Genomic DNA, 22,234 nt, shown 5'->3' with positions numbered 1-22,234 from the left:
CCGGCGTGGTAGACGAGTCTGCGCAGCGGCCGTGCGCGTCAGGGCGATGTGTGCGAGGGAGGCGGCGCCCCCGGCTGTGGTGATGTCGCCGTTGGGGGCGAACTGCGCCGCCCAGTGCCCGGGTGTCGGGCGGCGGCCCGCTGCGCGGGACCGGTGGCACCTCCGGTGCCGTCGAGCCCGACGCCCAGGTCACCGACGACGACCTCGGCGCCCGCGGCGGCGAGCCGGCCAGTTTCGTTCGACCTGTCGGACGTTGTTCGATACCTCTTGACGCTGCCCTGGGCGCCGACTGACACTCTCGCAACACACTTTGGACTCCGTGTCACGACAAGTCCACGGCAGGAGTGTGCCGTTGCCTCGTCGGCCATCGTGTTCCGTCCCGCCTCGCCCGTCACAGCCATGCCTCAGCAGGGATCCTCGACATGACGCACGTCGCACGACTTCGCAGCCGCGCGAGACGTTGGGCGGGCCATCTCGCCGGACTGACCGCCGCGTCGATGCTGCTCACCCTCGCCGCACCCGCCGCTACGGCGCAGGCGGCACCGGCGGCCGAAGCCTCGGACATCACCGACGGCCTGGCCCTGTGGTACAAGCTCGACGCAGGCTCCGGCGGTACCGTGACCGACGCCTCCGGCAACGGCCGGAACGGAACGGTCAGAGGCACCGCCGACTGGTCGGCAGCCGGTCAGGGGCTCGCCTTCAACGGGTCCGACACCTACATCAAGGTGCCGGACGACATCATGAAGGGCATGGGCTCGATCACCGTCTCCATGGACGTGATGATCGACTCCGCCCAGAGCACGCCCTACTTCCTCTACGGCTTCGGCAACACCAGCGCGGGCAGCGGCAACGGCTACCTGTTCACCACCGGCAACTCCCTCCGCACCTCCGTCGCGACAGGCAACTGGTCGACCGAGCAGACCACCAAGCCGTCCGACTCCCACAACCTGACCCGCGGGGTGTGGAAGCACCTCACCTACGCCCAGACCGGCTCCACTGGCGTCCTCTACGAGGACGGCGTCGAGGTCGGCCGCAACACCTCGGTCACCATCACGCCCGGCGCCATCGGCTCCGGCACCACCACGGCCAACTACATCGGCAAGTCCGTCTACGACGGCGACAAGCTCTTCAAGGGCCGGATACGCGACTTCCGTGTATACGACAGGGCCCTGGCCGGCTCGGAGGTCGAGCAACTCTCCCTCCCCGTCGCCACGCAGGGCGTCGCCGACGACCAGGAGGCCCTCAGCCTCGGTGACACCAGCGGCGTCACCTCCGACCTGGAGCTGCCCAGGACCGGACCGGCCGGCGGCTCCTCCATCAGCTGGGACAGCGACAACCCGTCGGTGGTGTCGGACACCGGCAAGGTGACCCGCCCCGAGGCCGGTTCACCGGACGGCCGGGCCACGCTCACGGCGTCCCTGAAGAAGGGCACCGTGACCGGCACCAAGACCTTCGACGTCACGGTCCGGCCCGCGCTCGACGACGCCGCCGCCACCCGGCAGGCCGCCGAGGCGCTCGCGGTCCACAACCTCGACGACGTACGCGGCAACCTCACCCTGCCCAAGAGCGGCGACTACGGCACGGCCGTCACCTGGTCCTCCGCGAAGCCGGACGTCGTCTCCGCCGACGGCGAGGTCCACCGCCCCGCGCACGGCGACGGCGCCACCACCGTCGACCTGACCGCCACCGTCACCAAGGGCGACGCCAAGGCGACGCGCGTCATGACGGCCAAGGTGCCCGAACTGCCCGCGAAGCAGGCCCTCAAGGGCTACATGTTCAGCTACTTCACCGGCGAGGGCACCTCCGACGGCGAACAGCTCTACGCCGCCCTCAGCAAGGGCAACGACCCGCTGCACTGGCGCGAGCTGAACGACGGCAAGCCGGTTCTCACCTCGACCCTCGGCGAGAAGGGCCTGCGCGACCCGTTCATCATCCGCTCGCCGGAGGGCGACAAGTTCTACCAGATCGCCACCGACCTCAGGATCTACGGCAACGGCGACTGGGACGCCTCCCAGCGCACCGGCAGCAAGTCCATCATGGTCTGGGAATCCACCGACCTGGTTCACTGGACGAACCAGCGCCTGGTCAAGGTCTCACCCGACAGCGCGGGCAACACCTGGGCGCCGGAGGCGTTCTACGACGCCGAGCGCGGCGAGTACGTGGTCTTCTGGGCGTCGAAGCTGTACGACAACGCCGACCACTCCGGCGACACGTACAACCGCATGATGTACGCCACCACCCGCGACTTCTACACCTTCAGCGAGCCCAAGGTCTGGATCGACCGCGGCTACTCGGTCATCGACTCCACGATGATCCGCCACGACGGGACGTACTACCGCCTGTCCAAGGACGAGCGGAACAACACCTCCTCCACCCCCGACAGCAAGTTCATCTTCCAGGAGAAGAGCGACTCGATCCTGAACCCGTCCTGGACCGCGGTCGCCGAGGGCATCGGCAAGGGCGCGATGAACGCCGCCGAGGGACCGCTGGTGTTCAAGTCCAACACCGAGGAGAAGTGGTACGCGTTCCTCGACGAGTTCGGCGGGCGCGGCTACATCCCGTTCGAGACGACGGACCTCGACTCCGGAAAGTGGACCCCGTCCACCGGCTATGACCTGCCCGCCAAGCCCCGCCACGGCACCGTGCTGCCGGTCACCCAGGCCGAGTACGACCGGCTGCTGCGCGCCTACCAGCCCGACCAGCTCGTCAGGAGCGTCGAGGAGGTGTCGGTGAAGACGCGGGTCGGCGTCGCCCCGGTCCTGCCGGCCACGGTCGTCGCCGAGTACGCCGACGGCGTCAAGCGGCCGGTCTCCGTCGACTGGGCGGACGTACCGGCGTCGTCGTACGCCCAGCCGGGCACCTTCACCGTCACCGGAAGCCTGCCCAACGGCGCCGCCCTTGCGGTCCGGGCTGAGGTCACCGTGTCGCAGGAGGGCTCGGACGTTCCGGCCGACCTGCTCCTGCACTACGACTTCGACGAGACGAGCGGCAGCATCGCCCGGGACTCCAGCGGGCACGGCTACCACGGCACCTACGTCCGCACGCCCGGCTTCGGCAGCGGCGTGCACGGCGGCTCGTTCAAGATGTCCGGCGGTTCCAGCAGTTCCACCACATCTCCGTACGTGAAGATCCCGAACGGCGTGCTGAAGGACGCCGACAGCGTGACCGTGTCGACGTACGCCAAGTGGAAGGGCGGCAACAGCTTCCAGTGGCTGTTCGGGCTGGGCCCCGACAGCGACAAGTACCTCTTCGCCACCCCGTCCAACGGCGGATCCAAGCTGTACTCGGCCATCACCAAGGCCAGTTGGTCGGCGGAGTCCAAGCTGACGGCCGGCTCGCAGCTCACGGCGGGGCAGTGGCGGCACGTCACCGTGACCCTCGACGGCCCGACCGGCACGATGGTCCTGTACGTCGAAGGGTTCGAGGCGGCCCGCGCGAGCGGTGTCGGCATCAAGCCGTCCGAGCTGTACGACGCGAACAAGGACTACAGCGGCTACATCGGCCGGTCGATGTACGGGGCGGACCCGTACTTCGGCGGTGAGGTCGACGACTTCCGCGTCTACGACCGGGCCCTGTCCGCCGCGGAGGTCCAGGAGCTCAGCGGAAACACCACGGGCATCGCCAAGGTGGCCCACCCGGCGCTGAAGGTCGACGCACTGATCGACGACGCGGACGGCAGGATCACGCTGCCGCTGAAGGCGGGCACGGACATCAGCGCCCTGGCACCGGAGTTCACCCTCGCCAAGGGTGCCTCGATCAGCCCGGCCTCCGGCAGCGTGCGGGACTTCACCCAGCCCGTGACGTACGAGGTGACCGGCTCCGACGGTGCGAAGCGCACCTGGACCGTGTCGGCACTGATCATGAAGACACCGGTCCTGCCGGGTCTGAACGCCGACCCGGACATCGTGCGCTTCGGCGACACCTTCTACATCTACCCGACGACCGACGGCTTCGAGGGCTGGAGCGGTACGCAGTTCAAGGCCTACTCCTCCACCGACCTGGTCCACTGGAAGGACCACGGCGTCATCCTCGACCTGGGGCCGGATGTCAGCTGGGCGGACAGCCGGGCCTGGGCGCCGGCGATGACCGAGAAGGACGGCAAGTACTACTTCTACTTCTGCGCCGACGCCAACATCGGCGTCGCGGTCTCCGACTCGCCCACCGGACCGTTCAAGGACGCCCTGGGCAAGCCGCTTCTGAAGGCCGGTGACTTCCGCGGCCAGATGATCGACCCGGCGGTCTTCACCGACGACGACGGCAAGAAGTACCTCTACTGGGGCAACGGTCGTGCCTACGTCGTCCCGCTGGGCGACGACATGACCTCCGTCGACACCTCGAAGGTCACGGACATCACCCCGAGCGGCTACAACGAGGGCACCTTCGTCATCAAGCGCAAGGGCACCTACTACTTCATGTGGTCGGAGAACGACACCCGGGACGAGAACTACCGCGTCGCCTACGCCACCGGTCCCTCACCCACCGGCCCGTGGACCAAGCAGGGCGTGATCCTGGAGAAGGACCTCTCCCTCGGCATCAAGGGTCCGGGCCACCACTCCGTCGTCCACGTCCCGAACACCGACGACTGGTACATCGCCTACCACCGCTTCGCCGTCCCCGGCGGTGACGGCACCCACCGCGAAACGACCATCGACAAGCTGGAGTTCGACTCCGACGGCCTGATCAAGAAGGTCGTCCCGACCCTCGGCGGCATCGATCCGGTCACCGTCGTCCACGCCGGGCCGGACGCCACCGGCACCGAGGGCGAGGCGATCACGCTCGCCGGCACCGTCTCCGGAGCCGGCACCCCCAAGTGGGCCGTCCATGACGGCGCCCCGTGCGCCGTCAAGGACCCCGCGGCGGCTCGGACGACCCTCACCTGCACCGACGACGGCACCTTCGAGGTCACCCTGACCGGCGGGCGCGGTACCGACACCGCGACCGTCGAGGTCTCCAACGCCGCCCCGTCGATCACATCCGCCAAGGGCCCCGGCTCGCCCGTCCCGGTGGGCGAGGCCGCGGTCGTCACCGCGTCCTTCGACGACCCGGGCTCGGCCGACAGCCACACCTGCGAGGTCGACTGGAAGGACGGCAGCCCGCCGGCCACCGGCACGGTCACCGACTCCGGCTGCCGCGCCACACACGTCTACGAGGACGCGGGCATCCACCGCCCGGTCGTCACGGTCAGCGACGATGACGAGGGCACGGACAGCACCACGCTCGCGGAGCTGATCGTCTACGACCGTGGCGCCGGTCCCGCTGCCGGCGCCGGCACGATCACCTCGCCGGCCGGTGCCTACCCGGCCGAGCCGGGGCTGACCGGCAAGGCGGCGTTCACCCTGGGTGCCCAGTACCGGAAGGGAGCCACCGTCCCCACCGGCAAGGCCACGTTCGTCTTCGGCTCCGCCCGGCTCATCTTCCGCTCGACCGGCTCCGACTGGCTCGTCGTCAACGGCTCCCAGGCCGTCTACCAGGGCACCGGCACGGTGGGCGGCAAGGGCGGCTACGCCTTCAGGGTCACCGCCACCGACGGCCCGGACACCTTCCGTGTCAAGATCTGGAAGAAGTCCACCGGCGAGGTCCTCTACGACAACAAGACCGGCGCCAGGACGAAGGGCACCGTCATCATCGGAAGCCACCGGCACTGAATGTATGGACCTGGCGTACCGGTTCGCTTCCGTTCGGGAAGCCGTACCGGTACGCCGGGTCCACGGTTTCGTGCCGTTGCCGCCAATCGCGTGGTCGGCGTGTCTGGTCGGAACGGACGGTCGGATGTGCGTCGACGTCCGCTCCGAACCCTGAAAGCGCGGCAGCTGTGCTGTTCTCGCGCCTCGGCGCTCCTTCGAGACGGGGACACTACTCGAGCATCGAACCGGACCCGTTCTGTTCGCTTCGGTTCGATTTCATCGCACCCCTGCCCGGTCCGCTGCACATTCCCTTGGAAAATGCCAAAGCGTTCCCCTGGGCCAAGCACCGTGCGTAGTGTCGTGCTCACGTTCGCGGGAACGGCCGTGCAGGGGGAGGGGATTCGGCGTGCCCGGAATCGACGAGAGTCTGCTGGAAGCCATGCGGCTGCCCGGTGCTCGAGGGGCGTCGGTGGTCGACTGGATCAGTGGTCTCGCCCTGGGCGCGGTGGGTGACGCACCGGGCGGTGACGTGGAGGCGACGGCGGCGGAGACCGCCGAACTCGCCCGGCTCGCCACCGAGAGCGGCGCCCTGGCCGGGGCCGACACCGGCAGCGAACCACCGGTTCAGGACCTGCTCATCACGAACGCCGACTCGTACCACCTGATCAGGTTCGTCACCACGCCCTTCGACAGCACCGTCTTCGTGCACTTATGGCTCGACCGCACGGACGGCAACCTGGCCCTTGCCCGCATCCGGCTGGCCGAGACGGCGGACAGACTGGTGCTCGGGTGATCGCGCCGCTCCTGACCTCGCGCACGGACGAACCCGCCTCGGTCCAGCTCGCCACCCTCGCCGCGGAGCGCGCGAGCGGCGCCCTGTCCACCGAGTCCGGCATCGTCTACCTCGCCGAGGGACACGTCGTCCACGTCGAATCCGCCGTCTCACCCGACCTCGGCGACCTGCTCACCCACAGTGGCGCGCTCGCCCCGGACGGCTGGTGGGAGGCGATCGACCAGGCCGGACGCCGCTGCCGTGTCGGCAGGCAACTGGTGGACAGCGGTCAACTCGCCGCAGGAGCACTGGAGCTGTGCCACCTCGGTGCCTTGTTCGACGCGGCGTACTTCGTCCTCGCTCACGATGGACCGGCCCTCCGCTTCCGCCCCGGCGTCGCACACTGGCTCGGCCCGGTCCGCCCCGTGCCGGTGGACACCGTCCTGCGCGAGTCCGGACGACGCCGCGAACTGCTGCAGCGCATATGGCCCGAGCCCGGCATCGACCTCGCCCCGCTGGCCCGGGTGCCAGGAGCCGGGGTGGACCTGCCGGCCCGCCGCAGCCGGATACTCGCCCAGGTCGACGGCGTCCGTACCGCCGCCCAGATCGCCACGGCCCTCGCCTGCCGCACGTTCCACACCCTCGTCGAGCTGCGCCGCCTGGCCGCCGCCGGGCTGGTCGCCCCCGCAGCCGCAGCCCCCGCGACCCCCGTCCGCGCCACCGCGCCGGTCCCCGCCCCCCTCTGCGCGGTACCGGACGAGCCCGACACCGCGCTGCTGCGAAGGCTCCTGCACGCCTTGGAGGCACTGTGATCCGCGCGCGTCGACAGCGTGCCGAAAGGAGACTGCTCATGGCAGTCGAGACCGACGTCCTGGACGAACTGCGTCGGCTCCGCACCCGCATACCCCGGCTGACCGGCTCCCTCGCGGCCACCGTCGACGGACTCGTCCTCGCCCACGACGTGCCGGAGACCGAACCCGAGGGGCTCGCGGCGCTCACCGCCGCCGCCCTCGGTGTCGCCTACCGCATGACCGACGCCGCCGCCCGCGGCGACTTCCGCGAACTGCTGGTGCGCGGCTCCGGGGGCTATGTCGCGACCTACGCGGCCGGAACGACCGCCGTCCTCACCCTTCTCGCCGAGGACCGTGTCAACGTCGGCCGCCTCCACATGGAGGGCCGTCGCAGCGGCGCCCGGATCGCCGACCTGGTGGCCACACGCGTCGGCCCGGGCCCCGGCCGCCACGCCGACCGGCCCGCTCCGGCACCACGAGCCGCGCCCACCCCCGCGCCCGAAGAGCACCTCACCCCGGCGCCCCCGGTCACGGCCCGCCCCATCGGCACCCTCCCGGTACGCACCCCACAGCGGCCCACTCATCGGCCGGGCCGGCAGACCGGCAGCTGAGCCACCCGAACCTCCCGACCGACCGAAGCGGAAGACCGAAGAAAGGAACGAGCGCATGGCCAACACGGAGACCGCGCTGAAGGAATGCCTGAGCTCCATCGACGGAGCGACGGCCGCCGCACTCGTCGACTACACCAGCGGCATGGCCCTCGGCACCCTCGGCGGCACCAAGGACTTCGATCTCGAAGTCGCCGCCGCCGGCAACACCGACGTCGTACGGGCCAAGCTGCGCACCATGGAGCATCTGGGCCTGCAGGAGGAGATCGAGGACATCCTGATCACCCTGAACACCCAGTACCACCTGATCCGCCTGCTCAAGGGACGCGGAGGCAGCGGGCTGTTCCTCTACCTCGTCCTCGACGGCAGCCGCGCCAACCTGGCGATGGCCCGCCACCAACTGCGCCGCATCGAAGCCGACCTGGAGGTCTGAACCGGCACCACGCTGCGGGAGCCCTCCGCCACGGGCACCTCGCGGAGGACCCCGGCACGCCGACCGGCGCCTGACGGACCTGCTTGTGAGAAGCGGTCAGGCCGGGCCGCGTGGTCGTACGGGCCTCGATCGCGTCGGCCCGGCCAGGTCGTGGACGCGTCCAGGCTGCCGCCCGTGAAGAGCGACGGCTGGGTGACCGGGGCGTCGGCGTGGCCGGCCAGGTCCCGCCAGTCCCGGTCCTGTTCCGGTAGCGGTCCAGGGCGCAGGTCATCCCGGCACCTTCGAACCCCCCGGCGCAGACGTCGAGATCGGCCTCGCTCAGCCAGCCGGGCAGCCGGCCGACCGGGAAGCGATCACGCAGTGCCGGTTCGGCAGAGGGCTCAGCCGTGGTACGTGATGTACCCGTTGCGGTCCGGGTCCGATCCGCTCTTGGTGTACGAGTGCACGTCGGCCGGGCTGCCGGACGGCTTGTACACGTAGATCGTGTCCTTGTCGTTGTTCCACATGAAGTTGCAGTTGTCGCGGTACACGACGTTGTTCGCGTCGGAGTCGGCCCCGTTGCCGCCGCGCAGCTTCACGTAGTCACCCGGCTGAAGGGTGTGGCTCGCCGTGAAGGTGAACCTGTTCCCCGCGGCGTCCTTCACGACGTACCCCTTGAGGTTGACCGTCGTGGACCGCGAGTAGTTCTTGATGGTCAGGTACTCCTCGTGCGTGTTCCCTCCCGAGCAGCGGTTGGAGTCGCTTCCGGGAGCGTCGTACTGGATCCCGCGGATCTTCAGCGCGGAGTTGTACTCGGCGGCCTGGGCCGGAGCCGCCGCCAGGGCGGTCAGGACTCCGGCAGCCGCGGCCGTGGTGGTGACAAGGCGTATACGCATGGACGTTCGTCCCCCCTGCATGGCCCTCTGGTGAAGGCGATGTGATGGTTCGGTGAAGCATCCGGATCGTACACGCTTCAAGCAAGCAGAGGGGCGGGTCCGGTGGCATTGCCACCGGACCCGCCCCACGGGTGCGGACGACGTCAGGCGCCGCTGGCCCGCAGCATGTCCTCACGCTCGACGATCTTCACGCGCTCGCGGCCCTCGGGCTCGCCCAGCGCCTTCTCCGCGGCGTCCAGCCGGTACCAGCCGTCCCAGGTGGTGAAGCGGACGTTCCGCTCGGCCAGGAACGCGTCCACGGCCTCGAGGCCGGGCGAGGCGGGCGTGTGCAGCCGGCCGTTGGCGTAGTCGTCCAGCAGGTTCGCCACCGTCTCGTTCGCGTCGCCCTTGGTGTGCCCGATCAGGCCCACCGGGCCGCGCCGGATCCAGCCGGTGACGTACGTCGACTGCAGGTGCTCGCCGGACTCCTGCATCACTCGGCCGCCCTTGTCCGGGACGGTGCCGGAGTCGAGGTCCCAGGGCAGCTTGGGGAGCTTGTCGGAGAGGTAGCCGACGGCACGGTAGACCGCGCTGACGTCCCAGGTCTTGAACGTGCTGGTGCCCTTGACGTTGCCGGTGCCGTCAAGCTCGGTGCGCTCGGTGCGCAGGCCGACGACCTTGCCGTCCTCACCGAGGATCTCCACCGGCGACTCGAAGAAGTGCAGGAAGAGCTTGTGGGGCCGGTCGCCGACGTCTCGGATCGCCCAGTTCTCCAGGGTCTTGGCGACCATGTCGGCCTGCTTGTTGCCGCGCCGGGTCGCGATCGAGCCCTCGTCGTAGTCGATGTCCTCGGGGTCGACGATGACCTCGATGGTGGGGGAGTGGTCCAGCTCCCGCAGCTCCATCGGGCTGAACTTCGCCTGCGCCGGGCCACGGCGGCCGAACACGTGGATCTCCTTGGCCCGGTTGGCCTTCAGGCCCTCGTAGACGTTCGCCGGGATCTCCGTCGGCAGCAGTTCGTCCGCCGTCTTGGCCAGGACACGAGCGATGTCCAGCGCGACGTTGCCTACGCCGAGCACGGCGACCTTCTCCGCCTCCAGCGGCCAGGTGCGCGGCACGTCCGGGTGGCCGTCGTACCAGGAGACGAAGTCCGCCGCCCCGTACGAGCCGTCGAGGTCGATGCCCGGCAGGGACAGCGCCCGGTCGGCCGTCGCGCCCGTGGCGAAGATCACGCCGTCGTAGAACGCGCGCAGGTCGTCCAGGCCGATGTCGGTGCCGTAGTCGACGTTGCCGAAGAGTCGGATCTGCGGTTTGTCGAGCACCTGGTGGAGGGCCGTGATGATGCCCTTGATCCGCGGGTGGTCGGGCGCGACGCCGTAGCGGATCAGCCCGAACGGCGCCGGCATGCGCTCGAAGATGTCGATGGACACGCCGGGTTCGGCAGCCACCTCGGACTTGAGCAGGGCGTCGGCGGCGTAGATCCCGGCGGGGCCGGATCCGACGATGGCTACCCGCAGGGGGCGGGGCATGGTCAGGTTCCCTTCGAGCGGCGACAAGCGATCTCATCGGGAAGCCTAAACTGAGGCAAGCCTAAGTCGGTATGCGGGTCCGCTCTATGAGCTCATAAGGCGACTTTATGAGCAAGGGCCGGCCTGTCGCGGCACTCCCGCAAGGGAGCCGTCGCGGTGGGGTGGCGGAGCGGATCGGCCGGCCGGCCCGGGCGGTCACGGCCCGATGACCGCTCACGGCAGCGGCTGCTCCGCCCAGATCACCTTCCCCGCAGGCAGATAGCGCGTCCCCCAGCGTTCCGCGAGCTGCGCGACGAGGAACAGGCCCCGCCCGCCCTCGTCCGTCATGGTCGCGTAGCGCAGGTGCGGCGAGGTGCTGCTGCCGTCGAACACCTCGCAGATCAGGTTGCGGTCACGCAGCACACGCACGCGGATGGGTTCCTCGCCGTACCGGAGCGCGTTGGTGACCAGCTCGCTCAGGATCAGCTCGGTGGTGAAGGCCAGCTCGTCCAGCCCCCACGCATCCAGCTGCCGGGTGACCGCGGCCCGCACCTCGCCCACGGCCGCCGGGCGGGCCGGCACCGGCCACTCGGCGACCCGGTCGGCGGCGAGCGCCCGGGTACGCGCGACGATCAGCGCGATGTCGTCGCTGGAGCGGGCCGTCAGCCGCGAGTCGAGCACGGTCCGGCAGGTGTCCTCGGGGGACTGGCCGGCCCGGCCCAGCGCCTCGCGCAGCATCTCAAGACCGACGTCGATGTCCCGCTCCCGGTCCTCGACCAGCCCGTCGGTGTAGAGGACGAGACGGCTGCCCTCGGCCAGCTCCAGCTCCGCCGTCTCGAACGGCAGACCGCCGAGCCCGAGCGGGGGGCCGGCGGGCACCTCGGGGAACTCCACACCGCCGTCCGGGTGGATCAGGGCGGGTGGCGGATGCCCGGCCCGGGCCACGGTGCAGCGCCGGGAGACCGGGTCGTACACGGCGTACAGGCAGGTCGCGCCGGTGACCGGGGCGCTGCCCTCCTCCTCCGTCTCGTCCTGGTCGATACGGCCCACCAACTCGTCCAGCAGCGCGATGAGTTCCTCGGGCGGGAGATCGAGGGCGGAGAAATTGTGCACGGCCGTGCGCAGCCGCCCCATCGTGGCCGCGGCATGCAGCCCGTGCCCGACGACGTCCCCGACGACGAGCGCGACCCGGGCCCCCGACAGCGGCAGCACATCGAACCAGTCGCCGCCCACCCCCGCCTGCGCGGGGAGGTAGCGGTAGGCGATCTCCAGGGCGCCCTGCTCGGGCAGGTTCCTCGGCAGCAGGCTGCGCTGGAGCGTCACCGCCATGCTGTGCTCGCGGGTGTAGCGGCGCGCGTTGTCGATGGAGACGGCGGCCCGCGCGACCAGCTCCTCCGCCAGCGCCGACTCGTCCTCGTCGAAGGGCTCCGGCTTCTCGCAGCGCCAGAAACTGACGACGCCCAGCACCAGGGTGCCCGCGCGCAACGGCACGGTGATCAAGGAGTGGATGCCGTACTCCATGATCTGCGCCGAGCGCTCGCGGTCCTGTGCCTGCCAGCCGGGGGCCTCGCCCAGCCGGGGTTCCAGGACGGGCCGGCCGGTGGCGAGGCTGCGGCCCTGCGGCGAGGTCTCGACGAACCTGATCCGTTCGCCGACGGGGTAGAGCGGGGCGTCCTTGCGGATCCCGCCGAGCGCCGTACGGCTGAGCACGGCCGCCGCGTCCGGCTGCCCGCCGCTCAGCACCGCGTCGAACAGGTCCACCGTGACGAAGTCGGCGAACCGGGGCACGGCCAGCTCGGTCAGCTCCTCGGCCGTACGGGTCACGTCCAGGCTCGTCCCGATGCCCACCCCGGCGTCGTACAGCATGTTCAGCCGTTCCCGCGCGGTCTCGGCCCGGCCGGACAGTGCCCGCAGTTCCGTGGAGTCGCGCAGCGTGGCGACACTGCCGGTCGGGACGCCCGCACGGTCCGTGGTGCGCTGGTTGACGGCCAGGAGCCGGTCCCCGACGAGATGCACCTCGTCCGTGGCGACCCGCCCGGAGGCCAGCAGGTCGGCGGTGCCCGGGTCGAGACCCAGGCTGAGCACGTGCCGGCCCTCGGCGTCCGCGGGGAGTTCGAGCAGGCGGTGCGCCTCGTCGTTGGCGAGTACCAGGGTGCCGCCCTCGTCGACGATGAGAACACCCTCCCGGACGGCGTGCAGCACGGCGTCGTGATGCTCGTACATCCGGGTCATCTCGTGCGGTCCGAGACCGTGCGTCTGGTGCCGCAGCCGCCGGCTCACCAGCGCGGCACCCGCCGTCGCCAGGGCGAGCGCGGCTGCCGCGGCGGACAGCAACAGCGGCAGGTGACGGTCGGCGGTCCCGCCGACGTTCTTGGTCGTGATCCCCGCCGACACCAGGCCGACCACCCGGCCGTCCGGGTCCATCACCGGCACCACGGCCTGTACCAGGGGGCCGATGGTGCCCTCGATCTCCTCGGTCACCGCCTCCCCGGCCAGCGCGGGCGCGATCGTCCCCACGAACTGCTTGCCGATACGGTCCGTCTTGGGGTGGGTGTAGCGGACCCCGTCCGTGTTCATGACGACGATGAAGTCGACCTTCGACCGTTCACGGGCGGCCTCGGCGCGCGGCTGGAGCGCTGCCGTGGGATCGGGACCCTCCAGCGCCTCGACCGTGCCCGGCGCGTTGGCGAAGGTCTCCGCGACGGCGAGCGAGCGGTTACGCGCCTCCTGCGTCGTGTCGTGCCGCACCTGCAGGACCAGCGCCACCACGGCCGCCACGACCAGCAGCAGTACGATCACCACGACCAGCAGGAACACCTGTCCGGCGACGCTGCGGCCGCCCAGCACCGACCGCAGCCCCGCCACCGGATGCCACCGCGGCGGGCCCGCCTCCCGCCGCTGCCGTGCGGACGGCGCAGCGCCGGGCCGCAGGGGCGATCGAGTCCCGGATCGACCCAAGAGTCGGACCATGTGCCATGTCTACACTGCCCGACTCCGGGAGGCGAGGGGCACCACCCAGGGTGACAAGGGGCCTCACCGTTTCCTCACGTCACCGGGCTCGCGCGGGCTCCCTGCCCGCCGCACACCCCACGACGGCCTCAGGCACCCAGCGACCGGGCCAGCTCCGTCGTCGCCCGGGCGATCTCACCGTCCTCGTCCGCCATCAGCCGCCCGAGCTCCCCGCGGCGCGCCCGCACCGCCTGGCGCGCCGCACGCTCCCACACCACCGGGTTCTCCCGATGGTTCAGCAACTTCGGATAGACGGCGGCCGTGCTCTCCCACTGCCGGGCGTCGGCGATGCTCTTGAGCAGCTGGATGATCTGGGCGCGGACAGTCACCTGCGGCAGCTTCGCCAGCTCCCACAGGAACGGAACCGTGGCCGCCGTCGCCTGCTCCACGACGAAACCGAACTGGCAGATCCGTTTCCGCAGGTCGTCGAGGGCGGACCGGGCGGTGTTCGCGTCGCCCGAGGCGATGCCGTCGAGCAGGAGGGGAATGGCCGCCGCCGAGCCGGTGGAGTCCTGTATGTCGCCCCACGGCACGCGGTCCAGTGCCGTGAGCGGCGTGGTCCGGGCCACCCCCGTCGGGGCGTCGGGGCGCTGTGGGCGCTCGCTGCTCGGGTGTTCCGTCGAAGCGCTGCGCATGGCGAGGGGCCTTTCCGCGGCAGTCGTGTCAGAGGGGTGGGTGGCTCGTCAGGGGACAGGTCGGGAGGAGAAGGGTCGACAACCTGGCCCAGACCGTTTTGCCCGCCGGGGGAGTGGGGGTCCAGCCCCACTCCTCGGACAGGGCGTCGACTATGCACAGGCCCCGGCCGTGTTCCTCCAGGGCGACGCCGGCCGGTGCGCACACCGGCGGCCGGTCCTGGCTGTCGGACACAGTGACCAGCAGGTGGGTCGGGTTCAGGACCAATCCGAGCCCGATCCGCGGCGCCTCCGTCGCGCCCGAGGGCTCCGGCGCCCCGTGCGTCGCGGCGTTGGCGGCGAGCTCGGTGACGACGAGCGTGGTGTCGTCGCAGCGGTGGTCGAGCGACCAGATGTGCAGGGTGTCCCGGGTGAAGGACCGGGCTCGCGCGAACCCCTCCCGGCTGCACTCGATGCGCAGGGTGGCCGAGGCGGACCGGGCACCCGAGAACTGCGGAAGCGTCTCCGGCACCGAGGGCGGGGTTCCGTACGGCGTCGCCGTGCCCGGGGCAGTCGGCGGGCCGGGGCTCGTCACGGGTGCGCCTAAGCGTGCCGCAGCCTCGCTCGGCGGCCGGAGCACTGGCTGCGCAGGTGATGACACGACATCTCCCCGATGCGACATCAGGACGGGGCGTCAGCACGGGGGTTGACGCCGCAGCTATTATCCACGCCGACAGCCCTCGCGTGCAATTGCACGAGAAATTGCGTGAAAATCAAGCCGGGATGGGTACGCAAGCCGGGACGGGGTGCGGCCGAAGGGACGCGGCCGCGCTCGGCCTGGACGGCCGGGCACTTCGTGCGCGGCGGGAAACGCGAACAGCAAGGAGACTGCGGTGCCACCAGTTCAGAACGGAGTGCGGGCCAGCGCGTTGGACGCCAGCTGGATCAAGAGCCGGCACAGCAACGCCGAGGGCAACTGCGTCGAGGTCGCCCCTCTCGTCGACGGGGGGATCGCCGTGCGCAACTCCCGTGACCCCGACGGGCCCGCCCTCGTCTACACGTCGGCGGAGGTGGCGGCGTTCCTGGCCGGGGCGAAGGACGGGGAGTTCGACCACCTGGTGTGAGGAGCGGTGCCGCCGTGTTCGCGGCGGGCGGCCCTGGTGGTGAAGCGGAGCCCAACTCTCTACTTCTGTGGGTCCGCTGCGGGCGGATGCGTGGAAGCCCTGCGAGGTGCGATAGTGTAAGTCGCCCTTGTGCCGGTCTTGCTGGGAGTCAGGATGTCCGCCGCGTCGCATCGCGTCTCCCGTCTGGAACCCTACCTGGACAGGCCCGAGCCGGCGCCGACTCTTCTGAAGATGCTGGTCGGTGTGCAGCTGGCCGGTTTCCGTGAGGACGCCGGGCTCGCCCAGGACCAGGCGGCGCGCGCTGTCGGATTCAGTGCCGCGAAGCTGTCCCGCATCGAGTCGGGCAAGGGTCGACGCCCGCCGACGGAGAACGACGTCCGCGCGCTGCTGCAGCTGTACAACACCGACGACTACGAGGCCTCGGTACTGCTCAAGCTGCTGAAGCGCGCCGGCGAGCCGGGCTGGTGGCAGCGGTACGACAAGCGCCTGATGCCCGAGTGGTTCGACCGGCTGGTCGGGCTGCAGGAGGCCGCCGCGACCATCCGTACCTTCGAGATCCAGTACGTGCCGGGTCTGCTGCAGACGCCCGCCTACACGCGGGCCGTGGTGGAGCGCGGTCTGCCGAACGCCTCGGCGGGTGAGGTGGAGCGGCGCGTCGAACTCCGCAGGCGCCGGGCGCGATTGCTGCTGCGGCCGGAGGCGCCGCAGCTGTGGGCGATCATCGACGAGTCCGTGCTGCTCCGCGTCCTGGGGAGCACCGAGGTGATGCGGGAGCAGCTCGCACACCTCGTCGAGATGGCCGAACGCTCCAACGTGACGGTGCAGATCGTGCCGCTGAGCGTCACGAACGCCTCGGCGCCGGCCATCCCGGTCACGTATCTGCGCTTCGGCGGCCTCGACCTGCCGGACGTGGTCTACCTGGAGCACATCAAAAGCGCGAACTTCCTCGAGGACCGCGACGAGACGGAGGAGTACCGGATCGCGCTGGACCGGCTCGCGGACGAGGCGCTCAAACCCCGTGAGTCCCTGGAACTGCTGCGTCAGACGATGGAGCAGCGCTACCCCTGACGCCCGACTGCCTCTTGCGGGACGCCGTTCGTCCCGCAAGAGGCAGCTCGCTCAGCTCTCCAGGCCGCTCAGTTCTCCAGGGGGAGGCGTCCCACGCCGCCGAACTCGATCCACTCGTGGGTGAGCTGACGGGGCGCCACCTCAGTGTCCGGGCGCCAGGTGGACACCTCCACGAGTCCCGGTTCGAGGATCTCCAGGCCCTCGAAGTACGTGGCCACGTCCTTCGCCTCACGCACCCGGCCCCAGTTCCCCTGGGTCGCCTGGTCCATGAAGTCCGTGACGAACGCGCGGACTTCGGGGTCGTCGCTGACCAGCTGGCACATCACCATGAAGCTGCCGGGCGCGAGCCGTTCCCGGACGCGGCGGGCCACCGCGAGCGGCCCGTCGGTGTCGCTGTCCGGGATGCAGTGGAACACCGAGTTGAAGAGCACGCAGACCGGCTCGTCGAAGTCGATCAGCCGCTTGGTGTCGGTGTGGCCGAAGATCAGGTCGGTCTCGCGCATGTCCGCGTGTATGACGGTCGTACGCTCGTCCTGCTCCAGCAGCGCACGGCCGTGGACCAGCACCATCGGGTCGTTGTCGACGTACACCACATGGGTCGTGGGGTCGATCCGCTGGGCGACCTGGTGCACGTTCTCCTGCGTCGGCAGGCCCGAGCCGTGGTCGAGGTACTGCCGGATGCCGTACTCCTGGGACAGGGTCCTGACGACCCGCTGGAGGAAGCGGCGGTTGTTCAGGGCCAGGCGGCGTGTGCTGGGCACGACCTTGTCGAGTTGCTCGCACGCGGCGCGGTCGGCCGCGTAGTTGTCTTTGCCGCCCAGGTAGTAGTCGTACATGCGCGCTGCCGTCGGCACGGTCGCGTCGATCTCGGTGGACAGCTGCTTCTCGGAGTGCATCGTTCCCCCTGCAAGGGTGCCGCGCCAACGGACTGGCTGGACAGGAAGTACATCCTATGGAGCGGGAGTTGGGCCGTGCCAGCCCACTGGCGAAGGTGCTCGGGATCGAACGGCAAGATGACCGCCTCCCCGGTCGCCTGCACCCGCACCCGTAGCCTTTCGCATACTCCGAGTCACCATTGCTCGGCGCGTACATGCCGATGACGACGTTCCGCCGGCCGGCGCCGCACCGCCTGGCCGGCTTCTGCCCCGGGCTGTCACCGCCGCTGCGCGGCGATCATGGCCCGGTACCAGTGGTAGCTGTCCTTGGGTGTCCGCTGCTGTGTCGCGTAGTCGACGCGCACGATCCCGAAACGCTTGTCGTAGCCGAACGCCCACTCGAAGTTGTCGAGCAGGGACCACACGTAGTAGCCGCGCACGTCCACACCGGCGTCGATCGCGGCCCGCAGCGCGGCGAGATGGTCGCGCAGGTAGGCGACCCGGTCGCTGTCGTGGACGGCACCGTCGGGACTCACCTCGTCGTCCTCCGCCGAGCCGTTCTCGGTGATGTGGACGGGCGGCAGGGCGTCTCCGTACCGCTCCTTGAGGCGCACGAGCAGATCGGTGAAGGTCCGGGGCGCCACGGCCCAGCCCATGGCGGTGCGCCGGACATCCGGCATGGGCACCTCCGCATACCGGTTGTCCGTCGCCACACGCCGCGCCGGGTCGCTCTCGCGGTACGGGGCGTCGGCCACGACGATCGGCCGGTAGTAGTTGACGCCGAGGAAGTCCAGCGGCTGCGAGATCACCTCCAGGTCACCGTCCCGCCTGAAGTCCTGACCGGTGATCAGCCGGGCCCAGGTCTCCTCCTCCGTCTCCGGGTAGCGGCCCGCGAGGATGGGCTCGGTCCACACGAGGTTGTGCAGCGTGTCCGCGCGGGTGACGGCCGCGAGGTCGGCGGGGGAGTCGGTGACGGGCAGATGGTGATCGAGGTTGAGCGTGATGCCGGCCTCGCGCACTCCGGCCGCCCGCAACGCCCGTACGGCCAGGCCGTGCCCGACCAGCAGATGGTGGGCGGCGGCCAGCGCGCCGCGGCCCTCGCGGGCGCCCGGGGCGTGCCGGCCGACGGAGTAGCCGAGGAAGGCACTGCACCACGGCTCGTTCAAGGTGATCCAGCGCGGCACCCGGTCGCCCAGGTGTGCCGCCACGACGGCCGCGTACTCAGCGAACCGCTCGGCGGTCTCCCGCACCCGCCAGCCGCCACCGTCCTCCAGGGCTTGCGGCAGGTCCCAGTGGTAGAGCGTTACAGCGGGCTCGATCCCGGCCCCGAGCAGCTCGTCGACCAGCCGCGAGTAGAAGTCCAGCCCCTTGGGGTTCACCGGCCCGGACCCGTCCGGGACGATCCGCGGCCAGGCGATCGAGAACCGGTAGGAGTCCACGCCCAGCTCGCGCAGCAGCGCCACGTCCTGCGGATACCGGTGGTAGTGATCGCAGGTGACATCACCGGTGTCGCCGTTCGCGACCAGTCCCGGCGTATGGCTGTAGGTGTCCCAGATGGACGGCCCACGCCCGTCCTCCAGCACCGCCCCCTCGATCTGGTACGAGGCGGTGGCGGCCCCGAAGACGAAACCGGGCGGAAAACTCGGGAAGTCAGTCATGCCCACAACCATGCCCGGTGCCAGGCCCCACGTCTGCGGAGCGATCGAGACGACAGGCCCTCAGCCCTCGGTCCTCACCCCCGGGTGACGCCCACGGTCGGACCGCGTGGAAGATCGGCCAGATCCCGTCCGTGGCCGCGAAGACCGCACGGCGGTCGCTGAAGTCGAGCGAGTCGGCGGGCCGGCGCGGTTCGAAGCGCCGGATGTCCGGATCGAGGGCCTCGGTGTCCACTAGGCGGGAAGGGGCATCGGTGCACTTTACCGTTATCCCGACCGCTAATCTGGAAACAAGAGAATTGATCGAAAGTCGAGGGCGTGTCCGCAACCGCTATTCTCACGGCCCCGGCCGCTTTTCCAGGAGAAACTCATGGGTGACTATTACGACCTCGGCACGCACAGCCGTCCCGTCACCACGTCCTCCATCGAGGCCCAACTCTGGTTCGACCGCGGCCTGGTGTGGACGTACGCCTTCCACCACGAGGAAGCCGTCGCCTGCTTCGAGAGGGCGGTGGAGGCGGATCCGGAGTGTGCGATGGCCTATTGGGGTATCGCCTACGCGCTCGGCCCCAACTACAACAAGCCCTGGGAATTCTTCGAGGGCGACGAACTCGTGCGGACCGTCGAACGCACGCACACCGCCGTGGAGCGGGCGCATGAAAAGGCCGTCCACGCCACCCCGGTCGAACAGGCCCTCATCGGCGCGCTCCGGGCCCGCTATCCGCAGGCGGAGGCCGTCGAGGACTGCTCGGTGTGGAACGAGCCCTACGCGGACGCGATGCGAGCGGTGTACGAACTGGCGCCCGACGACCCGGACATCGCCACCCTCCACGCCGACGCCCTGATGAACCTCACCCCGTGGCAGCTGTGGGACCTCAGGACCGGCCGGCCGACCGAGGGGGCCCGGACCAGGGAGGCCAAGGCGGTACTGGAGGGCGCTCTCGCCACGGACGCCGGCGCGGGGCATCCCGGGGTCCTGCACCTCTACATCCACCTGATGGAGATGTCCCCGACGCCGGAACAGGCCCTCACCGTCGCCGACCGGCTGCGCGGCATCGTGCCCGACGCCGGGCACCTGCTGCACATGCCCTCACACCTCGACGTCCTGTGCGGCGACTACCGCCGCGTCGTCGCCGCCAACACCGACGCGATCGCCGCCGACGAGAAGTACCACCGGCGGGCCGGCGCGATGAACTTCTACACCCTCTACCGGGCGCACAACCACCACTTCAAGATCTACGGCGCCATGTTCCTCGGCCAGGCTCGGGTCGCCCTCGACACCGCAGCCCAGCTGGAAGCCGCCATCCCCGAAGAACTGCTCCGCGTGCAGAGCCCCCCGATGGCCGACTGGCTCGAAAGCTTCCTGGCCATGCGCGTCCACGTCCTGATCCGCTTCGGCCGCTGGAACGACATCCTGGGCCTGCCCGCCCCCTCCGACGCGGAGCTCTACGCGGTGACGACCGCCATGCGCCACTACGCCCGAGGCGTCGCCCTCTCGGCCACCGGTGAGGTCGCCCGGGCCGAGGCCGAACGCGAGCTCTTCCGTGCGGCGGCGAGCCGGGTGCCTGAGACGCGGATGCTGTTCAACAACACCTGCCGCGACATCCTCGCCGTCGCCGCGGCCATGCTGGACGGAGAGCTCGAATACCGCAAGGGCCATCACGACCTCGCCTTCGCCGCCCTGGAACGCTCCATCGAGCTGGACGACAACCTCCCCTACGACGAGCCCTGGGGCTGGATGCAGCCCACCCGCCACGCCTACGGCGCACTGCTGCTGGAGCAGGGCCGGGTGGCGGAGGCCGAGGCCGTCTACCGCGCCGACCTCGGCCTCGACGACACCCTGCCCCGCGCCCTCCAGCACCCCGGCAACGTCTGGTCCCTGCACGGCTTCCACGAGTGCCTGCTGCGCACCGGCAAGACCGGTGAGGCGGCCCTCGTCGCACACCAGCTCAAACTGGCGACCGCGCTGGCCGACGTACCGATCCAGGCCTCCTGCTTCTGCCGCCTGGACACCGCGCCAGGCCCCCGGGCAGCCGACGGGTGCTGTCACTGACCCCAGGGGGCACGGCCGGTTCAGACCGCCCGCAGCAGCGCCCTGGTCATGGCCGGCGTCCGGCCGCCGCCCCGTCCACCTCCCCGATCCCGGCGCCGGTGCGCGGTAGGCCGGCCGGGACCAGGACCACGTTCCCGGCGACGATCAGAAAGGCGAAACCGGGGGCGGCGAGGCCGCTGATCCGGGCGAAACCGACGGAGACCGGGACACCTCCCCGACTGTCGTTGACGTTACATATATTGATTATAGGTGGCGTAAATCCAATCAGAAAGGAGCGGGGACATGGGTGAGGAGCCGGGGCGGCGGCGGTACGACTCGCTGCGCCGGACGGCGCAGGCGCAGCAGACCCGCGCCGACATCGCCCGGGCCGCGCTGCGGCTGTTCGTCTCCCAGGGGTGGGCGGCGACGACGGTGCGGGACGTGGCGCGCGAGGCCGGGGTGTCCGTGCCCACCGTCTACGCGGCGTACGGCAGCAAGTCGGGCCTGGCCCGGGCCCTGGCCGACGCCGCCGACCTCTCGGCCGATGTACCGCAGCTGCTCGCCGAGCTGGAATCACCCACGACGGACCCCGCGCGGCAGCTCGCCGCGATGGCCCGCCACGACCGGCGCCTGTACGAGCGCGCCTGCGGCGTCATCACGCTGGTCCGGGAGGCGGGCCGCTTCGAACCGGAGCTGGCCACGCTCTACGACGACAGCCGCCGCCGGGGCGACCTGACCCGGGTGCAGGTCATCTCCTCCTGGCCACCCGGCGTCCTGCGCCCCGGTCTCGACGTGCCGTCCGCGGTCGACGTCTACGCGGCGCTGTGCAACATCGACGTCTACACCGTGCTGACCGGTGAACGCGGATGGTCGCCCGACCGGGTGGAGGAGTGGTGGTGCGGGGCGCTGGTCCGTGAGCTCTTGAGCTGACCGTTGGCGGCGGCCCCCGCCACCTGTCAGGCCTGCGCCCCGGACAGCCGGAGCGGCTGCCCGCGCATTAGGGGTCCTTACCGGCCTGAGACACGTTTGAGGTGCTGCTTCAGGGTCACTCGTCCGCCGACCCCGCAGTCGGACACGACTTGGAGTGAGCGAACCGTGGCTGGAGAGCAGAAGGGCAAGGCCAAGGCCGAGCAGGCCAAGGGCAAGGCCAAGGAGACGATCGGCCGCGCGGTGGGCAACGAGCGGCTGACGGCCGAGGGTCGCGCGGAGCAGTCGAAGGGTGACGCCCGGCAGGCCAAGGAGAAGACGAAGGACGTCTTCAAGCACTGAG

Annotated in this window: 17 protein-coding genes and 1 pseudogene; 10 read left to right on the top strand and 8 right to left on the bottom strand. The window is 70.4% G+C overall.

From position 1 onward, the window contains the following. Positions 1-422 precede the first annotated feature (422 nt). The 5 genes from ACWD1U_RS13495 to ACWD1U_RS13475 all read left to right on the top strand — a co-directional run bounded on the left by ACWD1U_RS13495 (position 423) and on the right by ACWD1U_RS13475 (position 8,228). Positions 423-5,645: a family 43 glycosylhydrolase gene (locus ACWD1U_RS13495; protein ID WP_451107174.1), complete on the top strand. Its 5,223-nt coding sequence runs from the start codon at positions 423-425 to the stop codon at positions 5,643-5,645. Between the two features lie 385 nt (positions 5,646-6,030). Then, positions 6,031-6,417 carry a hypothetical protein gene (locus ACWD1U_RS13490; protein WP_451107172.1) on the top strand — a complete coding sequence of 129 codons (387 nt, stop codon included), beginning with the start codon at positions 6,031-6,033 and terminating at the stop codon, positions 6,415-6,417. After that, complete coding sequence (locus ACWD1U_RS13485) at positions 6,414-7,208, top strand: hypothetical protein (protein ID WP_451107171.1); 795 nt, start codon at positions 6,414-6,416, stop codon at positions 7,206-7,208. The genes ACWD1U_RS13490 and ACWD1U_RS13485 overlap by 4 nt, the downstream gene beginning before the upstream one ends. Positions 7,209-7,246: 38 nt before the next feature. After that, positions 7,247-7,798: a roadblock/LC7 domain-containing protein gene (locus tag ACWD1U_RS13480; RefSeq protein WP_451107169.1), complete on the top strand. Its 552-nt coding sequence runs from the start codon at positions 7,247-7,249 to the stop codon at positions 7,796-7,798. Positions 7,799-7,853: 55 nt separating this feature from the next. Beyond that, positions 7,854-8,228 (top strand): hypothetical protein, encoded by a 375-nt coding sequence (locus ACWD1U_RS13475; protein WP_451107167.1) that lies wholly within the window; start codon positions 7,854-7,856, stop codon positions 8,226-8,228. Between the two features lie 85 nt (positions 8,229-8,313). On the opposite strand, the pseudogene ACWD1U_RS13470 reads toward ACWD1U_RS13475, so the two are convergent. The 6 genes and pseudogenes from ACWD1U_RS13470 to ACWD1U_RS13445 form a co-directional block, all read right to left on the bottom strand. After that, positions 8,314-8,589 (bottom strand): annotated as a pseudogene (locus ACWD1U_RS13470) (alpha/beta hydrolase); the annotation flags it as partial. Positions 8,590-8,608: 19 nt separating this feature from the next. After that, positions 8,609-9,103 (bottom strand): lamin tail domain-containing protein, encoded by a 495-nt coding sequence (locus tag ACWD1U_RS13465; RefSeq protein WP_451107165.1) that lies wholly within the window; start codon positions 9,101-9,103, stop codon positions 8,609-8,611. Between the two features lie 143 nt (positions 9,104-9,246). Next, positions 9,247-10,611: an FAD-dependent oxidoreductase gene (locus ACWD1U_RS13460; protein WP_451107163.1), complete on the bottom strand. Its 1,365-nt coding sequence runs from the start codon at positions 10,609-10,611 to the stop codon at positions 9,247-9,249. 213 nt (positions 10,612-10,824) lie between these two features. After that, complete coding sequence (locus ACWD1U_RS13455; protein ID WP_451107161.1) at positions 10,825-13,560, bottom strand: SpoIIE family protein phosphatase; 2,736 nt, start codon at positions 13,558-13,560, stop codon at positions 10,825-10,827. Positions 13,561-13,688: 128 nt separating this feature from the next. Continuing rightward, positions 13,689-14,234 carry a hypothetical protein gene (locus ACWD1U_RS13450; protein WP_451107159.1) on the bottom strand — a complete coding sequence of 182 codons (546 nt, stop codon included), beginning with the start codon at positions 14,232-14,234 and terminating at the stop codon, positions 13,689-13,691. Between the two features lie 28 nt (positions 14,235-14,262). Beyond that, the gene (locus ACWD1U_RS13445; protein ID WP_451107158.1) at positions 14,263-14,742 is read right to left on the bottom strand and encodes an ATP-binding protein; all 480 of its coding nucleotides are present in this window, start codon (positions 14,740-14,742) and stop codon (positions 14,263-14,265) included. A gap of 361 nt (positions 14,743-15,103) precedes the next feature. On the opposite strand from ACWD1U_RS13445, the gene ACWD1U_RS13440 reads away from it, so the two are divergent. Then, positions 15,104-15,334, top strand: coding sequence for a DUF397 domain-containing protein (locus tag ACWD1U_RS13440; RefSeq protein WP_451107156.1), 231 nt, complete (start codon positions 15,104-15,106; stop codon positions 15,332-15,334). Between the two features lie 153 nt (positions 15,335-15,487). After that, entirely contained in the window at positions 15,488-16,402 is a 915-nt protein-coding gene (locus ACWD1U_RS13435) for a helix-turn-helix domain-containing protein (protein WP_451107154.1), read from the top strand. A 68-nt stretch (positions 16,403-16,470) separates the two neighbouring features. Here the strand turns inward: ACWD1U_RS13435 and ACWD1U_RS13430 are convergent, their stop codons facing one another. Continuing rightward, the gene (locus ACWD1U_RS13430; protein ID WP_451107152.1) at positions 16,471-17,298 is read right to left on the bottom strand and encodes an SAM-dependent methyltransferase; all 828 of its coding nucleotides are present in this window, start codon (positions 17,296-17,298) and stop codon (positions 16,471-16,473) included. A 257-nt stretch (positions 17,299-17,555) separates the two neighbouring features. Beyond that, complete coding sequence (locus ACWD1U_RS13425) at positions 17,556-18,935, bottom strand: GH1 family beta-glucosidase (protein WP_451107150.1); 1,380 nt, start codon at positions 18,933-18,935, stop codon at positions 17,556-17,558. A 367-nt stretch (positions 18,936-19,302) separates the two neighbouring features. Between ACWD1U_RS13425 and ACWD1U_RS13420 the strand changes: the two genes are divergently transcribed. The 3 genes from ACWD1U_RS13420 (at position 19,303) to ACWD1U_RS13410 (ending at position 22,233) form a co-directional block, all read left to right on the top strand. After that, positions 19,303-20,985: a hypothetical protein gene (locus ACWD1U_RS13420; RefSeq protein WP_451107148.1), complete on the top strand. Its 1,683-nt coding sequence runs from the start codon at positions 19,303-19,305 to the stop codon at positions 20,983-20,985. Between the two features lie 282 nt (positions 20,986-21,267). Continuing rightward, complete coding sequence (locus tag ACWD1U_RS13415) at positions 21,268-21,894, top strand: TetR/AcrR family transcriptional regulator (protein ID WP_451107146.1); 627 nt, start codon at positions 21,268-21,270, stop codon at positions 21,892-21,894. A gap of 165 nt (positions 21,895-22,059) precedes the next feature. Further along, positions 22,060-22,233 carry a CsbD family protein gene (locus ACWD1U_RS13410; protein ID WP_097222607.1) on the top strand — a complete coding sequence of 58 codons (174 nt, stop codon included), beginning with the start codon at positions 22,060-22,062 and terminating at the stop codon, positions 22,231-22,233. The last annotated feature ends 1 nt before the right edge of the window (position 22,234 follow it).

The organism is Streptomyces sp. NPDC002788 (genome assembly GCF_053592115.1).
The sequence above is the reverse complement of the archived record's forward strand: the minus strand, read 5'-3'. Positions and strand labels throughout refer to the sequence as shown.